Annotated in this window: 27 protein-coding genes and 3 tRNA genes; 3 read left to right on the top strand and 27 right to left on the bottom strand. The window is 43.9% G+C overall.

The annotated features are described in order from the left end of the window. Nucleotides 1-182: 182 nt before the first annotated feature. The 3 genes from DXD92_RS09615 to DXD92_RS09605 are packed head-to-tail and all read left to right on the top strand — an operon-like array spanning nt 183 to nt 3,204. Nucleotides 183-1,298, top strand: a complete 1,116-nt coding sequence (locus tag DXD92_RS09615) for an MGDG synthase family glycosyltransferase (RefSeq protein ID WP_055220026.1) — start codon at nt 183-185, stop codon at nt 1,296-1,298. 6 nt (nt 1,299-1,304) lie between these two features. Further along, on the top strand, nt 1,305-1,961 hold the full coding sequence (locus tag DXD92_RS09610) for a glycerol-3-phosphate acyltransferase (RefSeq protein ID WP_243037969.1): 657 nt from the start codon (nt 1,305-1,307) through the stop codon (nt 1,959-1,961). A 55-nt stretch (nt 1,962-2,016) separates the two neighbouring features. Then, the gene (locus tag DXD92_RS09605) at nt 2,017-3,204 is read left to right on the top strand and encodes a pyridoxal phosphate-dependent aminotransferase (protein ID WP_118594852.1); all 1,188 of its coding nucleotides are present in this window, start codon (nt 2,017-2,019) and stop codon (nt 3,202-3,204) included. A 271-nt stretch (nt 3,205-3,475) separates the two neighbouring features. Here DXD92_RS09605 and DXD92_RS18545 read toward each other — a convergent pair. From DXD92_RS18545 to DXD92_RS09485, 27 genes are all read right to left on the bottom strand, one after another. Next, nucleotides 3,476-3,594, bottom strand: a tRNA-Phe gene (locus DXD92_RS18545). Nucleotides 3,595-3,874: 280 nt separating this feature from the next. Then, entirely contained in the window at nt 3,875-4,564 is a 690-nt protein-coding gene (locus DXD92_RS09600; RefSeq protein ID WP_117814101.1) for a hypothetical protein, read from the bottom strand. 97 nt (nt 4,565-4,661) lie between these two features. Further along, entirely contained in the window at nt 4,662-6,149 is a 1,488-nt protein-coding gene (locus DXD92_RS09595; RefSeq protein ID WP_243030547.1) for a DUF2828 family protein, read from the bottom strand. Nucleotides 6,150-6,338: 189 nt separating this feature from the next. Next, nucleotides 6,339-6,461, bottom strand: a tRNA-Phe gene (locus DXD92_RS18540). A 345-nt stretch (nt 6,462-6,806) separates the two neighbouring features. Continuing rightward, nucleotides 6,807-7,433 carry an HD domain-containing protein gene (locus DXD92_RS09585; protein ID WP_055228058.1) on the bottom strand — a complete coding sequence of 209 codons (627 nt, stop codon included), beginning with the start codon at nt 7,431-7,433 and terminating at the stop codon, nt 6,807-6,809. Between the two features lie 198 nt (nt 7,434-7,631). Further along, nucleotides 7,632-9,698, bottom strand: coding sequence for an AAA family ATPase (locus DXD92_RS09580; RefSeq protein WP_055228059.1), 2,067 nt, complete (start codon nt 9,696-9,698; stop codon nt 7,632-7,634). A 103-nt stretch (nt 9,699-9,801) separates the two neighbouring features. Then, nucleotides 9,802-10,293: a DnaB-like helicase C-terminal domain-containing protein gene (locus DXD92_RS09575; RefSeq protein WP_055228060.1), complete on the bottom strand. Its 492-nt coding sequence runs from the start codon at nt 10,291-10,293 to the stop codon at nt 9,802-9,804. Further along, nucleotides 10,290-11,114: a hypothetical protein gene (locus tag DXD92_RS09570; protein WP_055228061.1), complete on the bottom strand. Its 825-nt coding sequence runs from the start codon at nt 11,112-11,114 to the stop codon at nt 10,290-10,292. The genes DXD92_RS09575 and DXD92_RS09570 overlap by 4 nt, the downstream gene beginning before the upstream one ends. A 14-nt stretch (nt 11,115-11,128) precedes the next feature. Beyond that, entirely contained in the window at nt 11,129-12,439 is a 1,311-nt protein-coding gene (locus DXD92_RS09565; RefSeq protein ID WP_055228062.1) for a hypothetical protein, read from the bottom strand. Nucleotides 12,440-12,488: 49 nt separating this feature from the next. Then, a complete protein-coding gene (locus DXD92_RS09560) occupies nt 12,489-13,055 on the bottom strand; it encodes a hypothetical protein (RefSeq protein WP_055228063.1) in 567 nt (188 codons plus the stop codon). Further along, complete coding sequence (locus DXD92_RS09555; protein WP_055228064.1) at nt 13,045-13,635, bottom strand: GNAT family N-acetyltransferase; 591 nt, start codon at nt 13,633-13,635, stop codon at nt 13,045-13,047. The genes DXD92_RS09560 and DXD92_RS09555 overlap by 11 nt, the downstream gene beginning before the upstream one ends. A gap of 54 nt (nt 13,636-13,689) precedes the next feature. Beyond that, a tRNA-OTHER gene (locus DXD92_RS18535) sits at nt 13,690-13,794 on the bottom strand. A 12-nt stretch (nt 13,795-13,806) separates the two neighbouring features. Next, nucleotides 13,807-13,968, bottom strand: coding sequence for a hypothetical protein (locus DXD92_RS18530; protein ID WP_156327583.1), 162 nt, complete (start codon nt 13,966-13,968; stop codon nt 13,807-13,809). Between the two features lie 197 nt (nt 13,969-14,165). After that, nucleotides 14,166-14,600 carry a hypothetical protein gene (locus tag DXD92_RS09550; RefSeq protein WP_117814087.1) on the bottom strand — a complete coding sequence of 145 codons (435 nt, stop codon included), beginning with the start codon at nt 14,598-14,600 and terminating at the stop codon, nt 14,166-14,168. Nucleotides 14,601-14,703: 103 nt separating this feature from the next. Beyond that, complete coding sequence (locus tag DXD92_RS09545; RefSeq protein WP_118640475.1) at nt 14,704-15,192, bottom strand: HAD domain-containing protein; 489 nt, start codon at nt 15,190-15,192, stop codon at nt 14,704-14,706. 128 nt (nt 15,193-15,320) lie between these two features. Further along, complete coding sequence (locus DXD92_RS09540) at nt 15,321-15,602, bottom strand: hypothetical protein (protein ID WP_117509814.1); 282 nt, start codon at nt 15,600-15,602, stop codon at nt 15,321-15,323. Nucleotides 15,603-15,692: 90 nt separating this feature from the next. Next, on the bottom strand, nt 15,693-16,823 hold the full coding sequence (locus tag DXD92_RS09535) for a WYL domain-containing protein (protein ID WP_158565894.1): 1,131 nt from the start codon (nt 16,821-16,823) through the stop codon (nt 15,693-15,695). Between the two features lie 249 nt (nt 16,824-17,072). Beyond that, a complete protein-coding gene (locus tag DXD92_RS09530) occupies nt 17,073-17,894 on the bottom strand; it encodes a hypothetical protein (RefSeq protein WP_118640474.1) in 822 nt (273 codons plus the stop codon). 178 nt (nt 17,895-18,072) lie between these two features. After that, nucleotides 18,073-18,327 (bottom strand): hypothetical protein, encoded by a 255-nt coding sequence (locus tag DXD92_RS09525; protein ID WP_118640473.1) that lies wholly within the window; start codon nt 18,325-18,327, stop codon nt 18,073-18,075. Nucleotides 18,328-18,372: 45 nt separating this feature from the next. Then, entirely contained in the window at nt 18,373-19,134 is a 762-nt protein-coding gene (locus DXD92_RS09520; protein WP_173815206.1) for a hypothetical protein, read from the bottom strand. 276 nt (nt 19,135-19,410) lie between these two features. Further along, entirely contained in the window at nt 19,411-19,932 is a 522-nt protein-coding gene (locus DXD92_RS09515; protein ID WP_118640471.1) for a L,D-transpeptidase, read from the bottom strand. A gap of 494 nt (nt 19,933-20,426) precedes the next feature. Then, complete coding sequence (locus tag DXD92_RS09510; protein WP_118640470.1) at nt 20,427-20,672, bottom strand: hypothetical protein; 246 nt, start codon at nt 20,670-20,672, stop codon at nt 20,427-20,429. A gap of 35 nt (nt 20,673-20,707) precedes the next feature. Then, nucleotides 20,708-20,986 carry a hypothetical protein gene (locus tag DXD92_RS09505; protein ID WP_118640469.1) on the bottom strand — a complete coding sequence of 93 codons (279 nt, stop codon included), beginning with the start codon at nt 20,984-20,986 and terminating at the stop codon, nt 20,708-20,710. Then, nucleotides 20,929-21,282: a hypothetical protein gene (locus DXD92_RS19680; protein ID WP_369123055.1), complete on the bottom strand. Its 354-nt coding sequence runs from the start codon at nt 21,280-21,282 to the stop codon at nt 20,929-20,931. Before DXD92_RS19680 ends, DXD92_RS09505 begins: the two co-directional genes overlap by 58 nt. Continuing rightward, nucleotides 21,221-21,664: a response regulator gene (locus DXD92_RS18990; protein WP_147399299.1), complete on the bottom strand. Its 444-nt coding sequence runs from the start codon at nt 21,662-21,664 to the stop codon at nt 21,221-21,223. The genes DXD92_RS19680 and DXD92_RS18990 overlap by 62 nt, the downstream gene beginning before the upstream one ends. Nucleotides 21,665-21,979: 315 nt before the next feature. After that, nucleotides 21,980-22,828 carry a TIGR02452 family protein gene (locus DXD92_RS09490; RefSeq protein ID WP_118640467.1) on the bottom strand — a complete coding sequence of 283 codons (849 nt, stop codon included), beginning with the start codon at nt 22,826-22,828 and terminating at the stop codon, nt 21,980-21,982. A 24-nt stretch (nt 22,829-22,852) separates the two neighbouring features. After that, nucleotides 22,853-23,143 (bottom strand): hypothetical protein, encoded by a 291-nt coding sequence (locus DXD92_RS09485; RefSeq protein WP_055228085.1) that lies wholly within the window; start codon nt 23,141-23,143, stop codon nt 22,853-22,855. Nucleotides 23,144-23,206 lie beyond the last annotated feature (63 nt).

Here is a 23,206-nt window from a genome sequence, read left to right as displayed (position 1 = left end):
CCTCTGCGTCTCCCCGGTGTTTCTGCAGCTTGTCGCTTTTCTGTTATATCAGACACTTTTCTCATTTTGTGGATTGTCCGAAAAATAACAGCGTTCTATACTAAAGCGTGTCTGAAAACAAATCATCGGCATCCCCTTTTTCAGGTTCTCTTTGGGATACAACAAAAGAATGGAGTTTTCTTATGAAGGTACTGATTTTATCCTGCAATACTGGCGGTGGCCACAATGCTGCGGCCTCTGCATTAAAAGAAAGTCTGAATTTTTATCACCACGAAGCCGAGGTTCTGGATCTGATGAGCCTCGGACGAAAGCATACCTCCGCACTGGTCGGCGGAGCTTATGTGAAGCTCGTCTCCGTTTTTCCGGCCGGCTTCGGCGCACTCTATCAGCTTGGTGAGCTGGTACGGAAATTTCCCTGGAAATCCCCCGTTTACTATGCAAATGCGCGGCTTGGAAATGCGCTTGCAGATTATATTGATCAAAACCATTTTAATGCCGTTGTCACCACACATCTTTATCCGGCGGAAACACTGACCTGGATGAAACAGAAAGGACGGCTGACGATTCCCTGCGTTGCCGTTGCCACCGATTACGCGTGCATTCCGTTCTGGGAAGAGACGAACTGCGATTACTATGTGGTTCCGCACAAGGATCTGATCCCGGAGTTTGCATCCTGCGGCATCCCGGAAGAAAAACTGCTTCCTCTCGGTATTCCGGTGCGGCCCGCATTTGCGCGCCCTGCATCCAAAGAGGATGTGCGCCGCCATCTCGGTCTTCCCGAGAATGCTCCGCTGTTTCTCGTCATGAGCGGCAGTATGGGATTCGGCAAAGTGCATCTGCTCGCACATGAACTCGTTTCCCGGCTGGAAAACGGCGAACAGGCTGTGATCATCTGCGGAAATAATAAAAAACGGATGCGTTCGCTCCGGCTGCAGTTCCATAAGAACCCAAATGTACATATCATCGGTTTTACACGCCACGTTGCGGAATATATGGCCGCTGCCGATGTGCTGTTTACAAAGCCCGGGGGCTTAAGCAGTACCGAGGCCGCTGTGCGGCGCGTTCCGCTTGTCCACACTGATCCGATTCCGGGTTGCGAAACAAAAAACCGTGCTTTTTTTGTCTCACGCGGAATGTCCGTGACCGGCGCACATCAGAAAGAGCTGGCAGAGGCCGGTATTTCGCTTGCCCGCGATGATGCACGTCAGATTGCGATGCGCGATGCCCAGCATCAAAACAGCCATCCGCAGGCGGGAACGTCAATTACACACCTTTTGGAAAAATTAATTTCGGAGTAACTGCTTATGATGCTTACTGCTTATCTGTTTTATAGTTTCTTCGGGTACCTCTCGGGCAGCGTACTGTATTCGTACCTGATTCCAAAATACTTCTGCCACGTGGATGTCCGAACTGTGAATGAAGATCAGAATCCCGGTGCCTTCAACGCCTTTTCAGTGGCCGGACCGCGGATTGGACTGCTCTGCGTCCTGTGCGATATCGGGAAGGGATTTCTGCCGGTGTTTCTGGCGGCGCACAGTTCCGCTGTTTCGATGGGTTCCTGGATTTTCGCCCTGATTCTGCTCGCCCCGGTGGCCGGACACGCATGGCCGTTTCTGCAGCCTGCGAAAGGCGGAAAGGCGATCTCTGTCTCGTTCGGCGTGCTGCTCGGCCTCCTGCCGGATCTGCGGCCGGTGCTTCTTCTGGCGGCGTTTTATCTGACGTTTTCGTTGATTCTCATTATCCAGCCACACAGTCTGCGCTCGATCGTTTCGTTCTCCGGGTTTGCCGTTGCCGCACAAATTTCCCGCTTTCTTCCGTCCGTGCGGCTCGGCAGTCTGCTGATATCACTCGTGGTGTGCTTCCGCCATCTTTTCAGCCTGCGGGAGCATGAGACCGAAAATGCTGCATTTACAATTCAGTCTTTGTCTGCTAAAATAAGGAAAAAGCAGAAAAAAGAATAATATTTACAGTTCATTTAAAACAGCGGCAAACAATTTACTTCAGGAGGATTGACACATGATTTCAGAAAAAATGGTAACTCTCGGCACAAAAAAATCGGTAATCCGCGAGATTTTCGAATACAGTAAAAAACGCGCTGCCGAGATCGGATCAGAAAATGTCTTTGATTTCAGTATCGGAAATCCAAACGTCCCGGCTCCGGTCTCCGTTCATGAGACCATCAAGGAGCTGCTTGATTCCAAAGACGATTACTATCTCTTCGGCTACACCTCCGCGCAAGGCGATGCCGATACCCGCGCCGCCGTTGCAGCCGACCTGAACAAACGCTTTGGTACCGCGTTCCATGCCGACAACTTCTATATGACCTGCGGTGCAGCCGCTTCGCTCCGCATCGTCCTTGGCGCTTTAACCGTTCCGGGCGACGAGTATATCGTATTTACCCCGTACTTTCCGGAATACCGTGTTTTCATCGAATCTGCAGGCGCAGCCATGATCGAAACGCCGGCTGATTCTTCCACGTTCCAGATCGACTTTGACCGCCTCTCGGCCGCTGTCACAGCGCACACCAAAGGCGTTTTCGTCAATTCTCCGAACAATCCGTCCGGCGTTGTCTACACAGAAGAAAGCATTCAGAAGCTCGCTGCTTTTCTGGAAGCAAAATCTGCCGAATACGGCCATCCGATTTATCTGATCGTTGATGAACCGTACCGCGAGCTTGTCTACGGAGACGTGGAAGTTCCGTATCTGACAAAATATTACAAAAACACGCTGGTCTGCTACTCCTACAGCAAATCCCTCTCCCTGCCGGGCGAGCGTATCGGCTACGTTCTCGTTCCGGATGAGGTCGATGATGCAAGAACCATCTACGCAGCCGTCTGCGGTGCCGGACGCGCCCTCGGCTTCGTCTGCGCACCAAGCCTGATCCAACACGTCATCGCCAAATGCGCAGGACAGGTTTCTGATCTTTCGGTCTACAAGAAAAACCGCGATCTGCTGTATGATTCATTAACCGCCTACGGCTTCACCTGCGTTCACCCGGACGGCGCTTTCTATCTCTTCATGAAAACTCCGGAACCGGATGCGTATGCGTTCTGTGAGAAAGCGAAAAAGTACGAACTTCTTCTGGTTCCAGGCGACGATTTCGGTGCACCGGGATTCGTGCGGATTGCTTATTGCGTTACTACTGCGCAGATTGAGCGGGCACTGCCGGCGTTTAAGGAACTGGCGGGAGAGTATTTTGGATAATTTTTCAACTGTCAACTTTTCTTAAATAGATGTTGGGGTCAAAAGGCTTTTTGACCCCTTTGACCCCGGTATCTTACATATAGTAAAAAACAGACACTGCTTCATCTTTGAAACGCAGCGTCCGTTTTTCTTTTATTCTCCTACATCCTGTTTTCCAATCACAACTTTACATCTTTTCTTCCACATCCCTGTTCTGACACACGCATACCGCTCGCTTTCGATGATCTGTTCCATCGCTGCCGCTCCTTTCTTTTGAGCTATCTCAATCGCATAAGGCGGGCAGGACTTGAACCTGCATTCTGTGCCTTATCCTCTACGAAAAATTTGCTGTACGTTCCACAAACATGAAACATTTTTCTGCACAGGTTTTGCCCGTTAAACTACCGCCTTATTTTCAGCCACATTTTTTGTGGATACTGATGTGTATCAAATGCTGTTCCACTCTGACTTGCTTTATATCATCGGTGGAGATGCTATTTTCCTGCCTCAGCCTTCTCTCTAAAGCTCAGGATTTCCTTCAGAGACCTTGGTTCATAATTCATCCATGGCTTCATACATCCCACATTGTATGCCTGCGGTCTGCACTCATAAATGTGTCTGCTGCATTCCTGCTTTCTGCACGTCTCTGTTCTTTTTGTGAATGTCCGTGCTTTGTTCTGTATATACTATATTACATATTTTCGATTTTTGCATTTAACTTCTGGTTTAATTTTTCATGTGATATGTTTTCTGGTTTTTCCCAGCTCCACACAGTACTGTCCAGACCTGATTTCCCTTTGGACAGTGCCTTTAGCTCTTCCACGCAGAATTCCGTCGCGCGTACGATGTACTCGTTGGCCATTTGTCTGGTAAGGATGGACAATTTCTCTTCTTTTCTCTGGACGAATTCCCCGCGGACTTCTTTTATAAGACCTTTCACATCGAATTCAGCAAGCTGTGCCAATGGCTCTTCTGTAAGATCCAGCTCCTGGATCATTTCCTGGAAAAGTCCATATTTTTTCGAAACATATTCATTTAATATCTCGTAGTCACGATGCAGTTTTTCTACATTTCCAGGAACGCTCGAATTCCAGCCATGCTCCCCATACATAAATCTCCGATACAGCATATCCTGGATCAGATGAAGATAATAGCCGAGATATAAATCATCCTTCTCCATGTATTTCCCGTATCTGTCGCGGAAACATTCGAGATCGTATGTGTATCTGGTATTTTCGCAGATTTTCTTCTTTAAATGGCTATTTCCCGCCACCGCCCCATCCGGCAGAATCACCCCAAGGAACAGGCGGTTGATATCTCGAAACGAGACTTTCTTTCTCATCTCCTGTACAATTGCCAAGTGAATCATGCTTGATGCCATAGTGTCCTCTTTTCCTTTATTCTTCTGCATTCTTTTTTTCAATATCAGCTTTACATCTTTTGAAAGCTTTCTATCCATACTGCTAACTTTAACATTTTTATGCCGCATTTCCAATTCTGACGCATGCGTACCGCTCGCTCTCAATCACTTTTTCCATCGATTTAACCGGCGTGCTGTCAATATTGTTCAGGAGATTCTGGAATGTCGTAACCGACTGGCCGCTGTATAGCTGGACACCTTTTCTCCGACTGTCGGCATGGAAAATATCGTTTCGACTGTCTACATTCCAGAAAATAATATTCGGTAATTGGTAGCCGCAATACTCGTACTTTTCTTTCATATGATCATAAAACATCCAATTGCGGTCTCCGCATCTGTCGATCTCCATGTCAGATACAACGATCAGCGCTTTCGGCATTTCTTCCGGCGGTACATCGTGATCCATCGCTGTTTCCAGAACCCGCTCAAATGCAGCCTGAAGATTAGTATTCATCCCCCATTCCGTACGCTCGACGTATTTGATTTTCTGCAGCAAGGTTTCCCCTCTCAGAGAAACAAATTCCGGCTTCTGGCTGAACGTCATGAAAAGATTGTGGTAAGCGCCCCGGTTCCGCTCTGCAAAGTAAATAGCAAGACCAATGGATGTCGCCAAGGGTCTTCCACTCATGGAACCGGAAACATCTGCAATGACAATTGCATTCGTTTCCTGCGCCACATAATCCGGCAGCTGCCTCCACTGCGCCTCCAATACCTGATTCCATTGACGTCCATACAGAACTTTTTCCACGAGATCGTACGGGTACAGCGTCTCCGCATGAATCTTTTCTTTTCCATCCAGTGCCTTCGACAGATACTGGTTAAAACGCTTTTCATCATGTTTTCGAAATGCGCTCCTGTAAATCATCATGGCTCTTCCGGAGACCTCCGGGTAAACGATCTCCTCCCACTTTCTTTCTGACATTTTCACTTCCAGCACACCGATATATTTCCGCAGAGAACGGACGATTCTTTTGAAGTTGTAAACAGGATAGCCGAGTTTCTGCGCCGTCAGAATGCCGAGTTTTCTCGTCTCCGTATTTTTAGAGTCTGCCGTTTTGATCCATTTAGCAAGCAGGGAAACGCTTTTTCTCTCCTGAAAGTTTTTCAGATCTGCTTCCAGCTGCTGCTTCATGGCACTCCACATCTCGTCCTCAACGCCAGTTCCGATCAGGCAGTACCAGTCGTCAAAACGGCCGAAAACACCAATCAGATCAAGGTTGGCAATAACTGCCTGCGGATGGTACTCGGCAAGATACTGTAGTAGAATCCGAAAGACACGTCTCTCGCCGAGACCTTCCCGGATATCACGCGCATAAAACAGGATTTTCAATGCGAACAGCGGGTCTGCCTGATATGCTTCCGCAAACAGAAGCTCAATTCTTTCCGGATCCGCTCTGCGCAGGGATCCAATTGTCGCAAACAGATCCAGCCGCGCATCGCCGGTTGTGTTCCGTGCTACTGCTCCATTTTCTGTATAAGTTTTTGTCGCCTGCTCCCGTATCCATTCTGCAAAATCCATCGCTGCCGCTCCTTTCCTTCGTTCCACTGTTTTCTCCAGACATCCTTTTCTGGATCTATGGACTCCATTCTTTCTCGTTTGCTCTTCTGTTTTTTTCTGAGTGAGGGCCGGATTTGAACCGGCATCTTCGCCATTACCACTGGAAAAAAGTTTGCCGTTACGGTCACGCACATGACCGTTTTTTCGCGCTCTTTCTTTTAAGCTACCTCACTCGCGTAAGGCGGGCAGGACTTGAACCTGCATTCTGTGCCTCCCTATTCTCCTCAAAAAGTTGCTGTGTGTTCCACAAACATGAAACCTTTTTTTCTGCACAGGTTTTGCCCGTTAAACTACCGCCTTATTCTGTTATTTTAGTGTTTCTGTCTTCTGTCCCCAGCTCAGGATTTCCTTTCGGGATCTTGGTTCATAATTCATCCATGGTTTCATGCATCTTTTCCAGATCATTTTCTGTAATAGCATTTTTCCCAGTGATTTTTTTCTTCCCGATTCGGATTCCAGGATCTCTCACCGTAAAATTTCCAGTCGCAGATATCCCATGTCTCAGAAATTTTTCGAAATGCTTTTGATTTTCCCCACAGTGTTTTCGCCCGTCGAACCCTCTTATTTGCCGCGCGCTTTGCCCAACGGAAATTTTTGCATCGGCCTTTGCTGACGGGCGTTTTTTTACAGCTTCGGCTCATCAGCCTACTCCCCATCCAGAATTTTCTGATAGAGAAGTCTGCCTTCCTCCCCGGCAAGCCGTCCGCAGATTTCTGCCCGTTCGGCGATAACAGGGATCTGGATATGTGCTTTGGCATCTGCCAGCTGTAGCAGCATCAGGTTTTGAAACATCGCAAAGCTGGCCATTTTCGTATGGCGTCTGACGTGCTTTAATTTCACACTGACGTGGTCATCATGATACTTCACATAATACAGGAGCTCCTGTACATCGAAACACGGAATCACATACCCCTGCCGGTCCAGCTCCGGGATCACGATATCGCGCACGATTTCCATGCTTTTTTCGGGATGACCGTAGTAATGCATGTCCGGATCACCCTCGCGTTTTCCCCTGCACTGAGCTTCAGGCTTTCCGATATCGTGCAGCAGCGCCGCCAGATAGACCATATCATTTTCCATCCTCCGCGGAAGATTGCAGACCACATGGAGGGAATGCATCCATAAGTCATACTGATGTGCACTGTTCTTCTGATCATAGCCGAACATGGTTCGTACGGCCGGAATCAGTGCTGCGATTTCTTCTCGTCTCATATCCATCTCTTCCACAGTTTCTGCTGTTTTCAACACATTCAACAGCTCGCTTAACTTCATGTGTTCATTCCCCCTTTCTGGTCTTTTTATAAATATCCGTGTTTTGTTATGTATAGATGTTGGGGTCAAAAGGTTTTTTGACCCCTTTGATACCAGATTGCTACGTGCTTTGCACTCCCGCAATCTTCATGCATATACTGTATCACATGCTTTCGTTTTCTGCACTTAACCGCTGGTTTAATTTTTTTTGCTGATTTTTTATGCTGTTCGCCCGGCACAGAATCCGATCTGCCGACTCTGCGGTTTCTTTTTCAGTCCGATCATCTCGAAATCGTCCGCCGTCAGAAGACAGGCCTCCTCTTTTTCCAGCGTACCATTCTGATGTTCCCGAATGAGGCGGTCTGCCTGGCGCATGATAGCGTGGTCCAGCAGGTTTCTGACAAACCGTCCATTGCCGTAATTTTCTTCCCGACAGGCATCGGCGCAGATGGAAAAGCATTTTTCCCTTGTTCTTTCGTCCATCCGGTATTCCGATTTTTCCAGCATCAGATCCAGAATCTGCGTCAGTTCTACCGGTGAGTAATCCGGGAAATTCAGGTGAAAGGCAATGCGGCTTGCAAGACCTTCATTCTGCTCCAGAAACTCCTTCATCTTCTCCGGATATCCTGCAAAAATGACAATGACCTCATCCCGGTAATTCTCCATCTCCTGCACAATGGTATTGATCGCCTCGGCGCCATACGTGCGGTTGTCTTCTACAAGAGAATACGCCTCATCGATAAACAGAATGCCGCCACGCGCCGCCTGAAATTTACTCTCAACAATCTGTGCCGTCCAGCCGACATATTTTCCGACCAGATCCTGTCTGCCGCACTCTACAATGTGGCCATATTTCAGCACTTCCTCTTCCTTCAAGACCTGGGATAGCAGACGCGCCACGGTTGTCTTTGCTGTCCCTGGATTTCCGGAAAACAGCATATGCATGGATGACTGAACCCCCGGAAGACCCATCTGTTTCCGCATTTTCTGCATTTTGGCCGCCGCCAGAATCTCATCTGTCACTTTCTTTACATCCGACAGGCCTACCATTTTCTGCAGCTCCACATACGGCTTGTCTGTCTTCTTTTTCAGTTGAATTTTGACGAGGTCTTTTTGTTTGTAGGCCTTGTAAATATGCGTTTTTAATCCGCTTCCGTACCATCTGTTGTAGGCAGAAAAGATATCCGATACAGAATACAATTTCTTTTCTTTCGGAAGATACCGCGTCAGCTCTTCTATCGTGTAGTCGTGATACTCTGTCTTATCCGCCAGACGTTTCAAATAGCCCGTCGCCCGTTCCAGATCTCCCTGGCCTTCCTGAATCTGAATCAGATCCGCGTTGGAAAGAATTTCCGCTATCGTCTCATCCGATACGCTGCGGCTTCCGGAAATGTCCACAAAGATAAACAATGTAGAATTTCCATACTCATTCAGTTTCTTCCCAAGTGTTTTCGCCAGATCATAATTGCCGGTGGCATACATTCCTGTACTCTTTTCACCTTCCAGATTCAGAATCACTGTTCCGCCTCTAGCACTGGAGAAAATATTGTCAAAATTATCTTCCCGCTCTGCCTTGTATGTCATCTTCTGCACATCGTAAACTCTGCCGCTCAGCAATCGTTGATTCTCCAGCAGTGCCGGAATCAGAAGATCTATCATATCATCCGCAGCCGCTTTGTCACCGGCTGTGATCAGATAATGAACCGGATGCCCAACAAAACGTTTTTCATTTTCCGGGGCGTAAATCCGCTCCATTTCGTCATAGAAGCTTTCCGATGCCATAATTTCCTGCATCTGCTCCGCCTGCTTTTGTCTGGTCATATTTTGAGCGGTATAAATCCGTTCACTTACCTGATACGCAACAGGTTCAAAAAAACTGTGATGTTCTGGTTCTATCGCAAGTTTTAATTTTTCCTTCAGCGACCCGCTGTAACACTCCGTCCAGTTATTCCGTTCTGCCCGAACCAGTTCTTTGCAAAACGCATCATTTGTGATCTCCTCATACGCAAGCAACTCAATTTCCGGCAGTATCTTCTGAATACAATCCACACATACCCGGGGAACCACTTCCATCTCAAGTGCAGCCACAATCGTCATCTGACCATTCAGAATATCACTGATCATAATGAAAAACTTCTTTTCTGTACGGTAGGCAGTGTAAAACTTGCTGTTCCATTCCGCAGCATCACTCCGTCTGGAATAGAGACGCTCATATCCTTCCTTCGTTGAATCCTCCTGTTCCAGATTCAGTTTTGAACAGTCTGCTGTGTATTTGTAAAGAATCATTCGCTGCTACCTCCCTTGGAGCTTTTACTGGTAATCCTTCTGTTGTCTCTTTCTACCTGCTATCTTACCACCTGCCGTATCCCATATGTGGACAGGTTCTTGTCTATACGAAAACCAGACAATTTTCTGGTTTTTCTATTTCTCCATAACAGGTACTTACTTCTTTTTTCTTCTGCATTTCTGTACAGTATTTCGACACTGGAATAACGGCTACAATCACAACATGTTCTTTTTTCTCGCAGTTTCCCAGCAAGCCAATCATATACCGCAGCTCTTCTTTTCTGTCGGCAAAATTTTTTCTGCTTGTCATCATCGGCACTTCATCAATCACAAAAACAGAAATTGCTCCATTCTCTGCTTTCTGCGCTATGATTTCTGCCATTCTCTCCACCATCATCGCTGGTGTATCATCAATTTCTATCTTGGAAAGCTCCTCCTGCCCGTACATGCTCTGCAGAATCTTCCACATCTCCTTCTTTTCATGCTGCAGTGAAAAAAGGAGAACTCCATCCTCGCTGGTTTTTCGCTCTTTCCAGCCATATGCAACCGCTTTTTTCGTTTTTCCGCTCGCCGCAGATCCCGCCAGGAAAATCATCCTTCTGCCCCTCCCTCATCTTTCAGAAAAATTTCAAGCATACGTCCAATTACCATATTGTCTCGTTCTACCAGATCTCTGGCTGTTCCAAACATGAATCGAAATCTCAAATCGAAAATCATTCTGGCCTGCTGTTCATCCAGTCCATACTGCTTTTCCAGTGCCAACGCTGCAATCCCCTCATTTGGGTAGTCCGCTTTCATGATCTGGCAAAGTTCATCTTCATGGCATTGTGCCCAGCTTTGTGCTTCCAGCGTGTGTTTTCTTTCCAGAAGCATGTTCTTTCTTCTTACCAGATACTCTGCAAAATACTCCAGCTCTTCCTGGCTGTATCCGATCCACTGACCCGAAATATCCCAAAGTGGTTCTATTTGTTTCATTTCCCGAAGAAGATGCTCTTTTTCCTCCAGAAAAGCTTTCCATCTCCCCTGTTTTTCCCGTTCAAGCGGCTCTTTTTCTTTCTCAGGAGCTTTTTCCCACTTCTGCAGTATTTCATTATAGTCCTCCGCTTTTTCCACCATGGTAAGAAATACCTGTTTTGCTTCAGAATTTTTTCTCATAACAGAATACAGAATAGCCAAAAGTGCATCCAGTACATATATTTTATTTTGCCCGCACTTTTTCTCCAAATATTCCTGTTTCGAAACAAACAGCCTAATCACGCCATCTCTGTTGTTTGTGCGAGACGGAACGATGATATAGGCCTTATCCTTTTCTTCAGGAAAATCTTCTGCCCTTCCTTCAAACACGACTTCCGTGGCATCTTCAACGCAGATTTCCGTCAGTGGATCAAAACATTCCAGAAATTCTAAAATACCCATATTGCACCTCTCCTTTATTTCCCGATCTGATCTGCGGTTCTTTTCGTTTTCCCGGGTTTCCGCTTTTTGGCCTTTCGGATATAATTTTCACTGAACTGCTTTTCCCGTTCAATCCAGTCCTGCGTTCTCTTCTCAATCACAAATGGAAGTTCTCTCCAGATCATCCTGAGCTGTTCTTCTGTGATCTCCGGCACTTTCTTTAAAATTGCCTCCCGCAGATATACACCGCCTCCGCTGCAGGAATCCGGGAAACAGTTTTCTTCGCTGATAGCATCCAGAATTTCTTTATAATATTTTCGATACATCTGATATGCTTCGTAATGTGCAATACGGTTCACATGATCTTCGATTCTGGATTCCTCCTCCTGTTTCAGAATTGTTTTCTTGTTGATTCCGCCGCTGTTCACATTCGCATAATACATCGCATATGCTTTAGCTTCTTCCAGACTTTGGAATGTGCGGAGAAATCTGCCGAAGTTATGAATATCACCATCTGAAAACGTAATCCAGTCATAATATGCCAATTCCGGCGGAAAATGATTTTCTTTTCCGTAAAGCTCTGCACATTCCTGTCTGCTGACAGAATGATAATCCCACGGACCGATGATATCATCGTAATCCGCGTAGAAAAGAATATAGGCTTCCACCTTTGCATCACTGTATATCAGCATCGGGCTGTGCTCCTCGTACTGATACAGAATCGAGTATTTTACACCCTTGATTTTTCCGTCATTCCTTCTCATCAACAGTGCGTAAACGCCCATCTCAGAATTGTCCGGAATATTGTTCACATGCATCGGCTTCCAGTTAAATTCGTTCTCCGTCAGTTTCTCCTTCTCGCGTTTTTTCCGGCGTTCCGCCATTTCCCGATCCATTCTTTCCCTGTACAGAACGCTTCCGATGTAATCATATCGTTCCAGATGCTCCACGCCAATTGCCCGGCCGGCCAGATCGATGGCATAAAAATGCCAGAAATTTTCCTTTTCCCGTTTCGCCTCCGCAGCCGCTTTGCTGTACTCATCCAGAATGTCTTCCCGGATCAGTGCATTTTCTTTCTCCAGATATTTCCAGCCGTGATCTTCTGCTTTATATTTATGACGATAACCAATTCTTTCATCGGTCGTCTCAAAGATCGGGAAAAGCTCGGTACTTTTGTAAAATGGTGTCTCTTCAAATCCGAAAATATACTCTTTTCCCTCTTTGCTGAGCAGACATACACATCCCGGGCCGCCCATTCCAGAAGGGGGATCCTCCTGTGCAAACACAACGGTTTTCCAGAAGTCTTCTGTTAAATCTGGTAAATCAAACGTGTGATCTCTATCCATATCTCTGGCTCTCTTCCTTTCCTTTTTCCGTTGCATAAAAAGTTCTCTTTTATTCTGTTCTCAGATCTTCTCTCGGCTGATTGGAAAGCACAATCACCATCTGCTTTCTGTGAACCGTTTCATACTGAACATCCATCCACATTTTCTCAACATGTGGACACTCTTCCATTCCGATGCCGTACACATACATATCATCGTATTTCTCCGGTATCTCACTCCGATATTCATAGTATTCAGATGACCAGTCATTTCGATTTACGATAGAAAAATGTCTGCCGATCTGCAGATACGGTTTTAGATCCCGGAACAAAAGCTTCTGTTCCACACTCCGTTTGATATCCCGCGGTTCTTCCGAAATCATAAGTTCCATCGCCGGATTCATTGTATCATCTTTACTGCACCAACATTCTCCTTCCGGTTCCGGCAAAGCCGTATAGACATCTCTGTAAAATTCCACATCCACCATTCCGACTCCATAGATGTAAAAGCCGGCATATTTCTGTTCCGGAATGTCTGACATCATCAGATAATCGTGGTAATAACCATCCTCAAAACAGATGGATAAGCGGACATTGCGTGCAACATATTTTCTCAGTTCTTCAAATTTAATTGCCATCAGAAAACTCCTCCTTTGTCAGTACCAGTTTTACTACTTCGTGTGCGAAAAAATTATCTTCTTTTTCGAAAATGTTACCCAGCACAACCATGACCGGGCCGTCCTCTACTTCTCTGAACCCCAGCTTCCGCAGCAGGCTGATCGTTGGTTCATTTTCTGTCTGGGTTGTCACATACAGCTTATCGATGAAAAGATTCTTTCCGTTTGCAGAAACCCCATCACCAAAGAGCTGATTAATCAGCTCTCGGCTGGCTTCTTCACAGTAGCCGTTTCTTCGGTATTCTCTGGCGATATAAAATTCAATTTCGTATTCGTCTTCCATTTCTCTATGTACGCCTACGTAACCAATAAACTTGTCTTTCTGCTGTTTGGGAAAAATGGAATAGGTGCAAAGCTCATGATCGGTTCTCTCAAAGTAGTTGGCAAACCCCATCACATGTTTTTCGGATGGGCTGACTCCGCAGAATATGTAGAAGTCGCCATCATCCCGCAGCATTTGTAAAAATGCCTCGGAGTCTCTGTCCGTCCGGCTTGGGAGAAGGAATAATCTTTCAGTTTCGATTGCAGATCCTGTGTTCATTTGTGATCTCGTCTCCATTCTTTTGTACGTTGACTGTGAGTTTTCATGTTTCAGGAGTGAGGGCTGGAATCGAACCAGCGACAATAGATCTTTTGCTGTACCGACCACACCCATGATCGGCTTGGTTTCTCTGCTCTACCATGGCTGAGCTACCTCACTCATATTTCTCTTTTAACTTTTGTATTCCTTATGTGATTCCACTCTGTCAGGAACCAGCCTGCTCCGCCGGAATATCTCCGCCGGTTCTTCTGCGATCTCACTCCAGCCGGCTTTCAACAGGAATTCTTTTGTTACGTCTGCTTCCTGAATTGCGAAAAGTTCGTTCAACGTCATATCGAGTTGTTCCTCCTGATCTGTCCTGTATTCTGATGCATCCGCCGGAGCTCTTATGTACTCCTATTATTCCACGTCTCTCCGTCGTTTGCATTGAACTTGTGGTTTACTTTCCGGGTATGCCTTATCTTATCATGGAACCGTTCCTGCATGTGGACACTCTTTTGGCCACTTTTCTGTTTCACAGGATTTTACTTTCACTGTTCCCGAATCTTCAGATACTGCTCTGCCATGCAGCTAAGACTCTCTTCATCGATAATTTCAAGGAACGCATTTTGATTCCCGTACAGCGCTTTTCCAATCCGTTTAATCGCCTGAATTCCGACCACAAGCTTCTCATCTGGATATTCACAATAATTGAGTAATCTGCGAAGCGTCTTAAGACTTGGAATCTCTTCTTCCTCCACATACTCTGATAATTCGATGTCTCTCATCATGCTTGAAACTGTAAAGTTGTATTCTTCCGCTGTCCGCAGAAATCTCTCCGCATTGAACCAGTAATTTTTCCCATCCTCGCGGAGAATATTGGTGAATTTCTGAAGCAGATGCTTTTCCTGCAGGGTCACAGCACTTTCTCTCTTCACATCAGCTGGGATACGATAGACGGTTTCTTTTGTAATTTGATTTTTCATTTTGCTCCTCCTTCAGTATCTGGCGCAGAAAAACTTTTTTGTCACTTTACAATATATTTCCTATCATTCTGCTGATTCTCTTTCTCATTTGAGTACTCCTGTTTCAAAACAGCTTCAGATAATCCCTAAACACGATTGCCTCCACCGCCGGGGTTTCCGATGCAAATTGTGCGTTTTCGATTCCATTGGTGAGCAGCAGATGTTCCCAGAGTTTTCGGTCCTTTTGAAAGTCAAATCTGCAGTCATCCAGAACTACATACTCTTCAATCTCCGGATGTGCTTTCAGGTATTTCAAAATCCCTTCTCCCCTTTTGTACATCTGATCCTGTGTCTGCCCATCGATCGACAGCCCGCACAAAGCAAGTTTAGAAATGAGATACACATAATCATCATCTGTCGGTTTCACTTCTTTCCAGTCGGAAGACAAAACAAGATCTGCTCCACCAATTTTTTCAATTGTCTTTGCCAGGACTTCCACTCGTGCATCATCAATCCCCGTATATCCATCCGGGGTTTTCTGGACTGTGGTTGTGGTATTCAGCACTCCGTCAACATCCAGAAATATCACAAAACGTTTATGTCTTTTACACATGTATCTTTCCTCCCTGACCTTGGATCTGAAACAGCTTTTTGTTATGTGCCTATTCTATCCGCAATAGGCGTTGTTTGTGTAACGCTTCTTGCGGAACAAAAAAATAATTCATACTACAATTCCATTTTTCATTTCTGCAGATTTTCTTTTGACTGGAGATGGTATCGCCATCTCCCCGTCGTTTCCTCAAAGCTGTGAATCTGGATTTCTTCACGCATGGCAAGCTGCATAGCCCGTTCGCCAAAGGTTTCCAGATCTCTCGCCTTTTCTCTTTCCAGCGCAGCATGTTCTCTCTCATATGCAGCAATTGCATTTTCCCAAGTGGAATAAATTCCAAGCCACTCATCCTCATCATGAAATTCCTCATAGCCACGCACCAGTAGATAATGAACCTTACCTTGTTCTGTCATCGTAACAAACGCCTCCTTACGCACCCTGCAAAAATTTTTATATTTCCCTATTTTTACACACTTTCCAGAATTTTTCATTGAACTTCTGGTTTATTCATTGGTCTGATAAAGCCCTTCCAGTTCTTTCATTTTATTTCGGATCAGTTCCTGTACAGACGGCGTCTCCACGATGACATCCCTTGAATTCATCATCGCCCAGTTTGCCATAAAATACGCGGTTCGATATACCAGCACCCGATCATATTCCTCTGTTCCACCCTTTAGGAAATAAAACTCATCATCAAACGTATGATACATGATCGTATAAGCATTTGGCGTTTTCCGCACCCGTAAAATGATGGGTTCCACACTGCCATAGCTGCCACCCTGGTGTTCTGCTACATAACGATACTTATCCAGCTTCTTGTTCTCGTCTTCCAATTCAGACATCGGACGGTATCTTCCCTCTCCCGGCTCAAGCACCTGAATTTCGTCCATGCGTTCAATCGGATAATTGGACAAACCCTGATACGGCTCATGGTTTCCAACCAGCCACAGTTTCCCATTTGAACTGCTGATGAAATAAGGTGAAATGACATAGACCTTTCCACCATCGACATAAGCACGCTCCCCTGATTTCGTATACTGTATGAGTTTAAATGAGATTTTCCGAAAAAACTGTCCTGTCTGATTGCTCAGTGCTTCAAAGATTCTGCTCATATTCTCATGCAGATTTGTATAGTGGCACGGTTCTGCCCGGCGGACGACCTCTTCGCCTTCCATCTGCGGTATTTTCGGATATTTCCGTTCTTTTGAAACCTTCGCTTTTCCCACATCATCTAATAAATATTCCGGGGAAAACCTTTCCAGATAGCAATGATATTTCTTAATATTTCCTACTCCGGCACAGGTGATCAGATCTCGAATAATTTCCTGTTTTTCCTCCATCGTTGCTGTCATGGTAAAAATATGTTCAATCAGAAATGGCAGTTTTTTCTGACTCAATGGATGATTGTAATAGATAATATTCTTTTTATTATCTATCTTTCCATCCTCATCCATCTCGGTGATCGTAACAATGCCTTCCGCTTCCAGTTCAAAGACATCCTTTTTTACAGTTCTGATCTGGTTATCGCGTTTGTTCTTTTTCTTCTCTTTGTCTCCCTCTACGGAAATTTCCCCATAAACAGCATCGCGCAGTTTCCAAATGGATATTGGTCTTTCTATATTTGTCTCTTGCATTAGCTCCTGTAAAATTTTAAATTTTATATCGTTCTTTAAGCCCATTGTTTGTATTCCTCCACTTAATCTGAGTATCCAGTTGCTGGATTTTTCCCTGGCTACATTTAATTTTCGATCTTTTCCTTTGTTGAGGTCATTCTAGCAGTTATAAGCGTCATTTGTATAACGCCTTATACATTTTAAAAAAAATCATGCTGCCCATTCATTATCTGGGCAGCATGTACAGCATCGTCAGATCGCTTTTTCATATTATGCAATATGGTTACTAAAATCCTCTTTATATTGTTCTTTTTGTATTATCCATTTATTAGATTTATCATCATAGTAATTAGGTCCACACCCATTAATACCGTTTCCCAGTTCAAATGCTACTTTTTCTCCATCATATTTTGTAAAAAAACCTATGTTTGTAATATACATTGTTTTATAATATAAATAGTTTTCTTTGTACTCGTATTTGAGTAAAGAATATCGCATATAATGTCCCGATCTCCCATGTGATGAATAATCTTTTACATTTTTATAAAATTCATTACTATTCATAGTATTTTTAACACCTTGCACAGTGTTATTTTTAATATTATCAATAAAATTATCTAAGATTTTGTCATCATAAAACACAGGTGTTTCAATTAATGGCATCCACCCATATTCGCAATATGGTTTTCCTCCAATCATTTTATACTCGACGATTCCCTCTTTATTTCTATTAGATCTACTCAAAGTTTTTTCACAAAATCCAAAGCAATCCCAACCATCTTCTTCTATTTTTTTCCATACCTGAATCGCTCCTGGTAGAACATGTATATTACCAGATCCACAGTCGAAGTCTTTATAAAACATGGTAATTTTAAATTGTTCATTTTCTATTTGATATTCACACCAATAATAATTTAAATAATCATGTTTTTCTTTATCTTCCAAATTCATTATATTAAATGTATTATTTTCATTTTCAAAATAGCCCACATAATAATGCTTTTTTTTTGCTTTTTCCCCTAATTCATCAATTATTTTAATCAAACTTTCTTTTTGCTTACAATTAAAATTTTTCACTCTATCTTCTACCATTTTTCTCTTTCCCTCATTTCTTGCATTTAATTATACAATCTCTTCTTCGATTTAGCACTTTACTTAAACTTTTTGCTCTCACTATTCAAGCTTCTCAATTAGTTACATCTATTCCGACTGGTCCATTTCATTCACCTCAGATATTCGAAATCTCTCTAAATTTTTCTGCAACAACTTTTTAATTTTTTTGCTTGAAATACAATACTAAGCTAATACATAAAATACCACTCACAGCACCAATAAATCCCCCAATCATCACCCCTCTCCCTGAACTCAGGTAATCTAATATCTGTAACGCCGCCGCGATAATGGAAACGAATCCAAATACCGCAATAATCATACTCACTCGTGATTCCCGCTTGCTGTCGATGTGATCCTGTTCTTCGTTTAACAGTTCAATTTTTTCTTTGATCTCATCCAGTGCTTCATTCACGCCATTTTCTTTCTGCAGCGCTCGATATGTCTCACAGACATTATTTCATTTTGACACCTGGGATGGTGTCAATGTTCCGTATGCGATGAATTCTAATGCTTCTTTTTTCAGTCCTCGAATACTCTGAGCTGAAATCCCCTGAAATCTCTCATGGATTTTTTCGTTCAACAGCATACAAGTATATTTTTGATACATTACAATCATCGTTAGTGCCAGATCGTCTTCTGCTCGTTCTAGCAATGCTTCCGCTGTAAGTGGAACTGTTTTCCCCGGTTTGGGACCATACGCATAGGCAATCTCCTGTGATGTAATTGCACATGCCCATCCATAATGGCTGTCATTTACATCCCTTGCCCCAGATGCATACTCAACATCTTTCTCCGATAAATCGGAAAACTCCTTCGTTACATCAATCAGCCGATGTTCATTATAGGCAATTTTCTCCGCAATCTTCCGTTCTTCAAAACGTTTCGGAAGTGCCGCCACATTCAGTCGGTAAGCTTCTTTCATCATGTAGATTTTTGTTTTTTCGCTTTGTCCGAACCATTTTAACTGAACGCCATATTCCTTATGCCATGATTCAAATACTTCCTGTTCTAAAATTGCTAACAGGCTGTCCTGAATTTCCTGTTTTTTATCATCTATGTATCCCGGATTGATTAACTGATAAATTTCCTGGACGTCTTTATTTTTATATGCCAGATACACGGTTAAAAAGGCAATTCCATTGTTGAAAGAAAATACCTGCAATTGCGTCAGATCATACGGAAAGGAGATCTTTACTGCTTCTTTCCATTTTTTCTGCACCGTTGCAGCCTTCTCCTCCAGCATACACCTTTTGACAAATTCGCCAGAACGGCATTTTATGGATAGAATTTCCAGAAAATCATCGGAATCAAATCCGGAGCGATCCTTTTCTTCATCGGATTGATCTTTCTGGTTTGTATTCATTTTTTTCGCACTAAACGGTATCTACTGAAAATCCCCTTGATATCGAAGAGGAAGTATGATATACAAACCTCGATCTATTTCTTCCGTATTTTTAACGTCTTCCCAGTATTTTTCCATCGCTCCCCCACTTCATCAAAGGATTACCGTAGTTCCTACTTCTATATTTTCCAGCAACCACTCTACATTTTTCTGGCTGACCCGAATGCAGCCTGCCGTGCCGGTATCTCCGTTGCTGATTGGCTCTGCCTGCTCAAATGTTTCAGATGTCACTCTGTCCATATAAAGATCACTGTGAATAAAGTAGTCTTCGAAAATCACCAGATAGCCAAAAAATTTTATCCGTTCATACTTTTTATGATAGCCGCTGATATATTCTTCTTTTACCTTTGATTTTTTTACAATATCAAACACACCATAAGGAGTTGGGGAATCTTCGCGGCCGAACAGGCATGGCATTTCCTTGATTTTTTCATAAATCGTATATTCACACGGGACAAAATCCTTTCGGATGCTGTAGTTCTTCCGCAGAGCCTGCCCATCTGCTTTTTTATAAACTTCAAGCTGATGTGCCTGTCGATTCAGTTTCAACAAAAAATTTTCTGTACTGATTCTCTTTTGGGCGATATAAATGTCATTTTCCATTACTTTTTTCATTCTCTTTTATACTAACTTTATTGATTTTTTGTTACACATTTTAATTGTTTTTATTATAACGCAATCCACTTTCTTTTACCATTCTTTTTTATTATTTTTGATATGAATTTGCTTTTTTTCTTATTTGTTTACCTATTATCTGACAATTCGTTTTAGCCGCAACCATGCACTTTTGAAAGAACTATCTATATTCTTGCTTTCCATCTTCTACCACAAGAATTTTTCCAGGCATGTCATACACAAAAACATCATGGATAAACTGTGCCAGCCCGCACTCTTTAAGTTCTGTCAAAATCTGCTGCCACCCCTCCTGTGTCATTTGTCCATGATATAGGTATCCAATATGAACCTCATAAGAAAATCCCCTCTTCCGGAAGAAATCCAGCAGTCTCTTCTGTACTTCCCGCTTTTCTCATCTTTGCTATATCTACATTCATCTTTACTCTTGATCGTTTCTGGCTCATTCGTATTCCTCTTTTCTTTGAAGATTTTCCTTACTCCGCTGTAAAAACTTCATCTTTGAAAAGTTCCGCCCATGCGACAGCCTCTTCCTCTTCAAGAACCATTCCTCCCATGCCAAAATTGACATAGAACTGATGCTCCGCTTCTTGATAGCCTCCGATGGCCCATTCATATTCGCCTGTGCAGTTTTTCCATGCCACAAAACACCAGGTTCCGTCCTCCGGCAGTCCTTTTTCTGATACAAGATTCCATTTATCTAAAATCAATTTAAAATTCATTTTCATACTCCTCCCTATTTCGTTCTTTACAGCATTTACCGTGCATAATATTCTTCCCCGGTATCCAGACAGATTGCCGCCAGTCTTCCATTGATTTTCCCTGCTCCACAGTCGATCGCAATGTGATGGTTTGCTTTAAAAATATACCCTGGGTGGCTATTCCCAAGGATATTCTGTGTCGGTGTATGTCCGCTGACTACAATGATATCATCGAAATATGGAATTTCGTAGTCAATCCGCGTCCATACCAGATCATCTACCGAATATTCTTCCAGATGTTTTGTTTCTGAAAAATGATCCAGTCCGGCATGCACCAGCCAGTATTCCTGCCATTAACAATTTCCTTTCCGTATGGGCGGAATGATTTCATGTATTCTACTACCTGGTGCCGTTCTTCCTGCGGCAGTTTGCGAAAATCCTGGATTGTACTGGTACTGCCGTTCTGCGTCCAGTTGTCAAAATCCCGATACACCTTCGGCGGCAGTTTATCCAGAAAATTTCTCGAAACTTCCAGCACCAGAAGTTTGAGATTCGGTAGCGCCATAACTTCATGATTTCCTATGATCGGAATGATATTGGAATGTGCCATCATGTATTTCAGGATTTTCATTGGCTCTGGTCCACGATCGACTACATCGCCTAAGATATAAAGAGTATCTTCTTTCCGAATACCAGATACAACCATACACTCCGGGAAGCTTCATATTTCTGGATGAGCATACGATAACCTTTGTCTGTTTGCCCTGCTCCTGCAGGAGCTGAACCAGCTTTTCTCCCGCCTCCGTATCACTGACAGCTCCCTGCTTCATGGGATAATGCATATCTGTGATAATCAAATCGAACGGTGCCCCAGCGTCTTCTGCATTCTTCAGCATCTGCAGACCATCCTCGACATTTGACACCAGTTCAATTTTAGCCACGCCGCATTGGTTCAATACCTTGCGGATTGCATTTGCTTTGTAAACGCTGTCTTCAAAGTTCAGAACCTTCATTTATCCTCTTCCCCTCTCCTGTTTGTCATAGCCTATTCTACTTATTACAGGCGATATTTGTATAACGCTTTTTATTCTTAAAAAATTAATCTTGTCTGCCTTTCATGAAGTCATATTTTTTGTTCGCTTTTACGTTCTTTCAGAGCCCAGCTTATAGAAAAGCCCGAAAATAATGAAAAAAAGACAATGCTGCAAAATGCGAATCGCAAGGAACAAATTTTAAAGCGTACCAGGGTACGACGAAAATCTGTGACACAATAATTCACACTCTGTGGTACTGAATTTTTTGCATTCTTTTCGGGGTTGCTATAAATTTTATTTTCTACCTCCAAGCGCCTGATTGAATGTATCATAATTTAACGTATCATTTTTGCCGCAGAACACCGCATATTCTATCGTTTCAAAATAGGATGCATATTTTTCCTGTACGCTCCGAAATGCACGTGCTACAATTCTCGGCGGGTTACAGAAAGCGCCACAGCCAAACGCGCCTAAAATCAGAACTTCCGCTCCGTTCGATGCTGCCGCCTGAAAAACACGTTCCATCCTTTGCATCTGAAGTTCGTACAGTGCTTTCTCACTAATCTTAACCGGCGCATTTCCTGCGGACGGATTCATGGCATTGCTTGGTTTCTTTCGGAGATTCGGGGCCGCGCAGGTAATGATGTCTACCTGATACCAGTCTTTTTCTTCCATTCGTTCCGGCGCAGAGGTATCGGTCTTAAATACGACGACTTCTGGTGTATATAGCAGATCATCATTATAGCGTGGATCGCCTGCTTTCCGGTGCGGTTGATAGAACTGATGCCACATCGTTTCTGTGTCCAGGCATGGATAAAGTGTGCTGCATCGGCAAAGACATTCTTCCTGTGCTGTGCTTCCCCGTGTTACACCGCCGCCGGGGTTGGTTGCAGAGGCGAAATTCAGGACACAGACTCGTTTTCTGGCTTTTGCGTATGCAGAGGCGGCTTCGAAGCTTCTTTTGGATGAAACAATCGTTTTGCAAGGTGATTTTCCAGATTCAGGAAGTGCAATCGCCTGAGATGGAACATACAGTTTTTGGTTCTGAATTGAAAGCTGAACTGCCTGCTGAAGCTTCTGGCTTGCTTTTATCATATCCATGGAATCCTGAAATATCGCGATATTATTACTTCTTCTATCCATTACACTTCTCCTCCCGTATTCCTATCATACAATGCTGTTCTGTTGAAAATCATACACCTTATCCTCCAGCTTCGTCCAGGCTTTTACATAGTCCGCATCGATAAAGCAGCCCCTTGCCTGTCGGAATGCACCTGGCTGCTTGCCGCCTTCCGTGGCATACAATCCTGTATCCCAGCAGCCTGCTGATAAGCTGTTGTCTTTCAGGATCAGTAAGCATACCTCGAAGTCATTTGGATAATCGCCATCCTTTATGTAGTGAAATCCGGTGAATGTAACGCGAATATTCTCTGCCATGTTTGCTGTCTTTTCTTCCATCTTTTTCTCCTCATGGTAGGCTTTTTCTTTTGAATATTACCATTTTATCTCATATCGAACGGA

Origin of the sequence: Blautia sp. TM10-2 (assembly GCF_003480845.1) — a bacterium.
GTDB lineage: Bacteria > Bacillota > Clostridia > Lachnospirales > Lachnospiraceae > Fusicatenibacter > Fusicatenibacter saccharivorans.
This window is presented reverse-complemented; position numbering and strand designations above follow the sequence as displayed.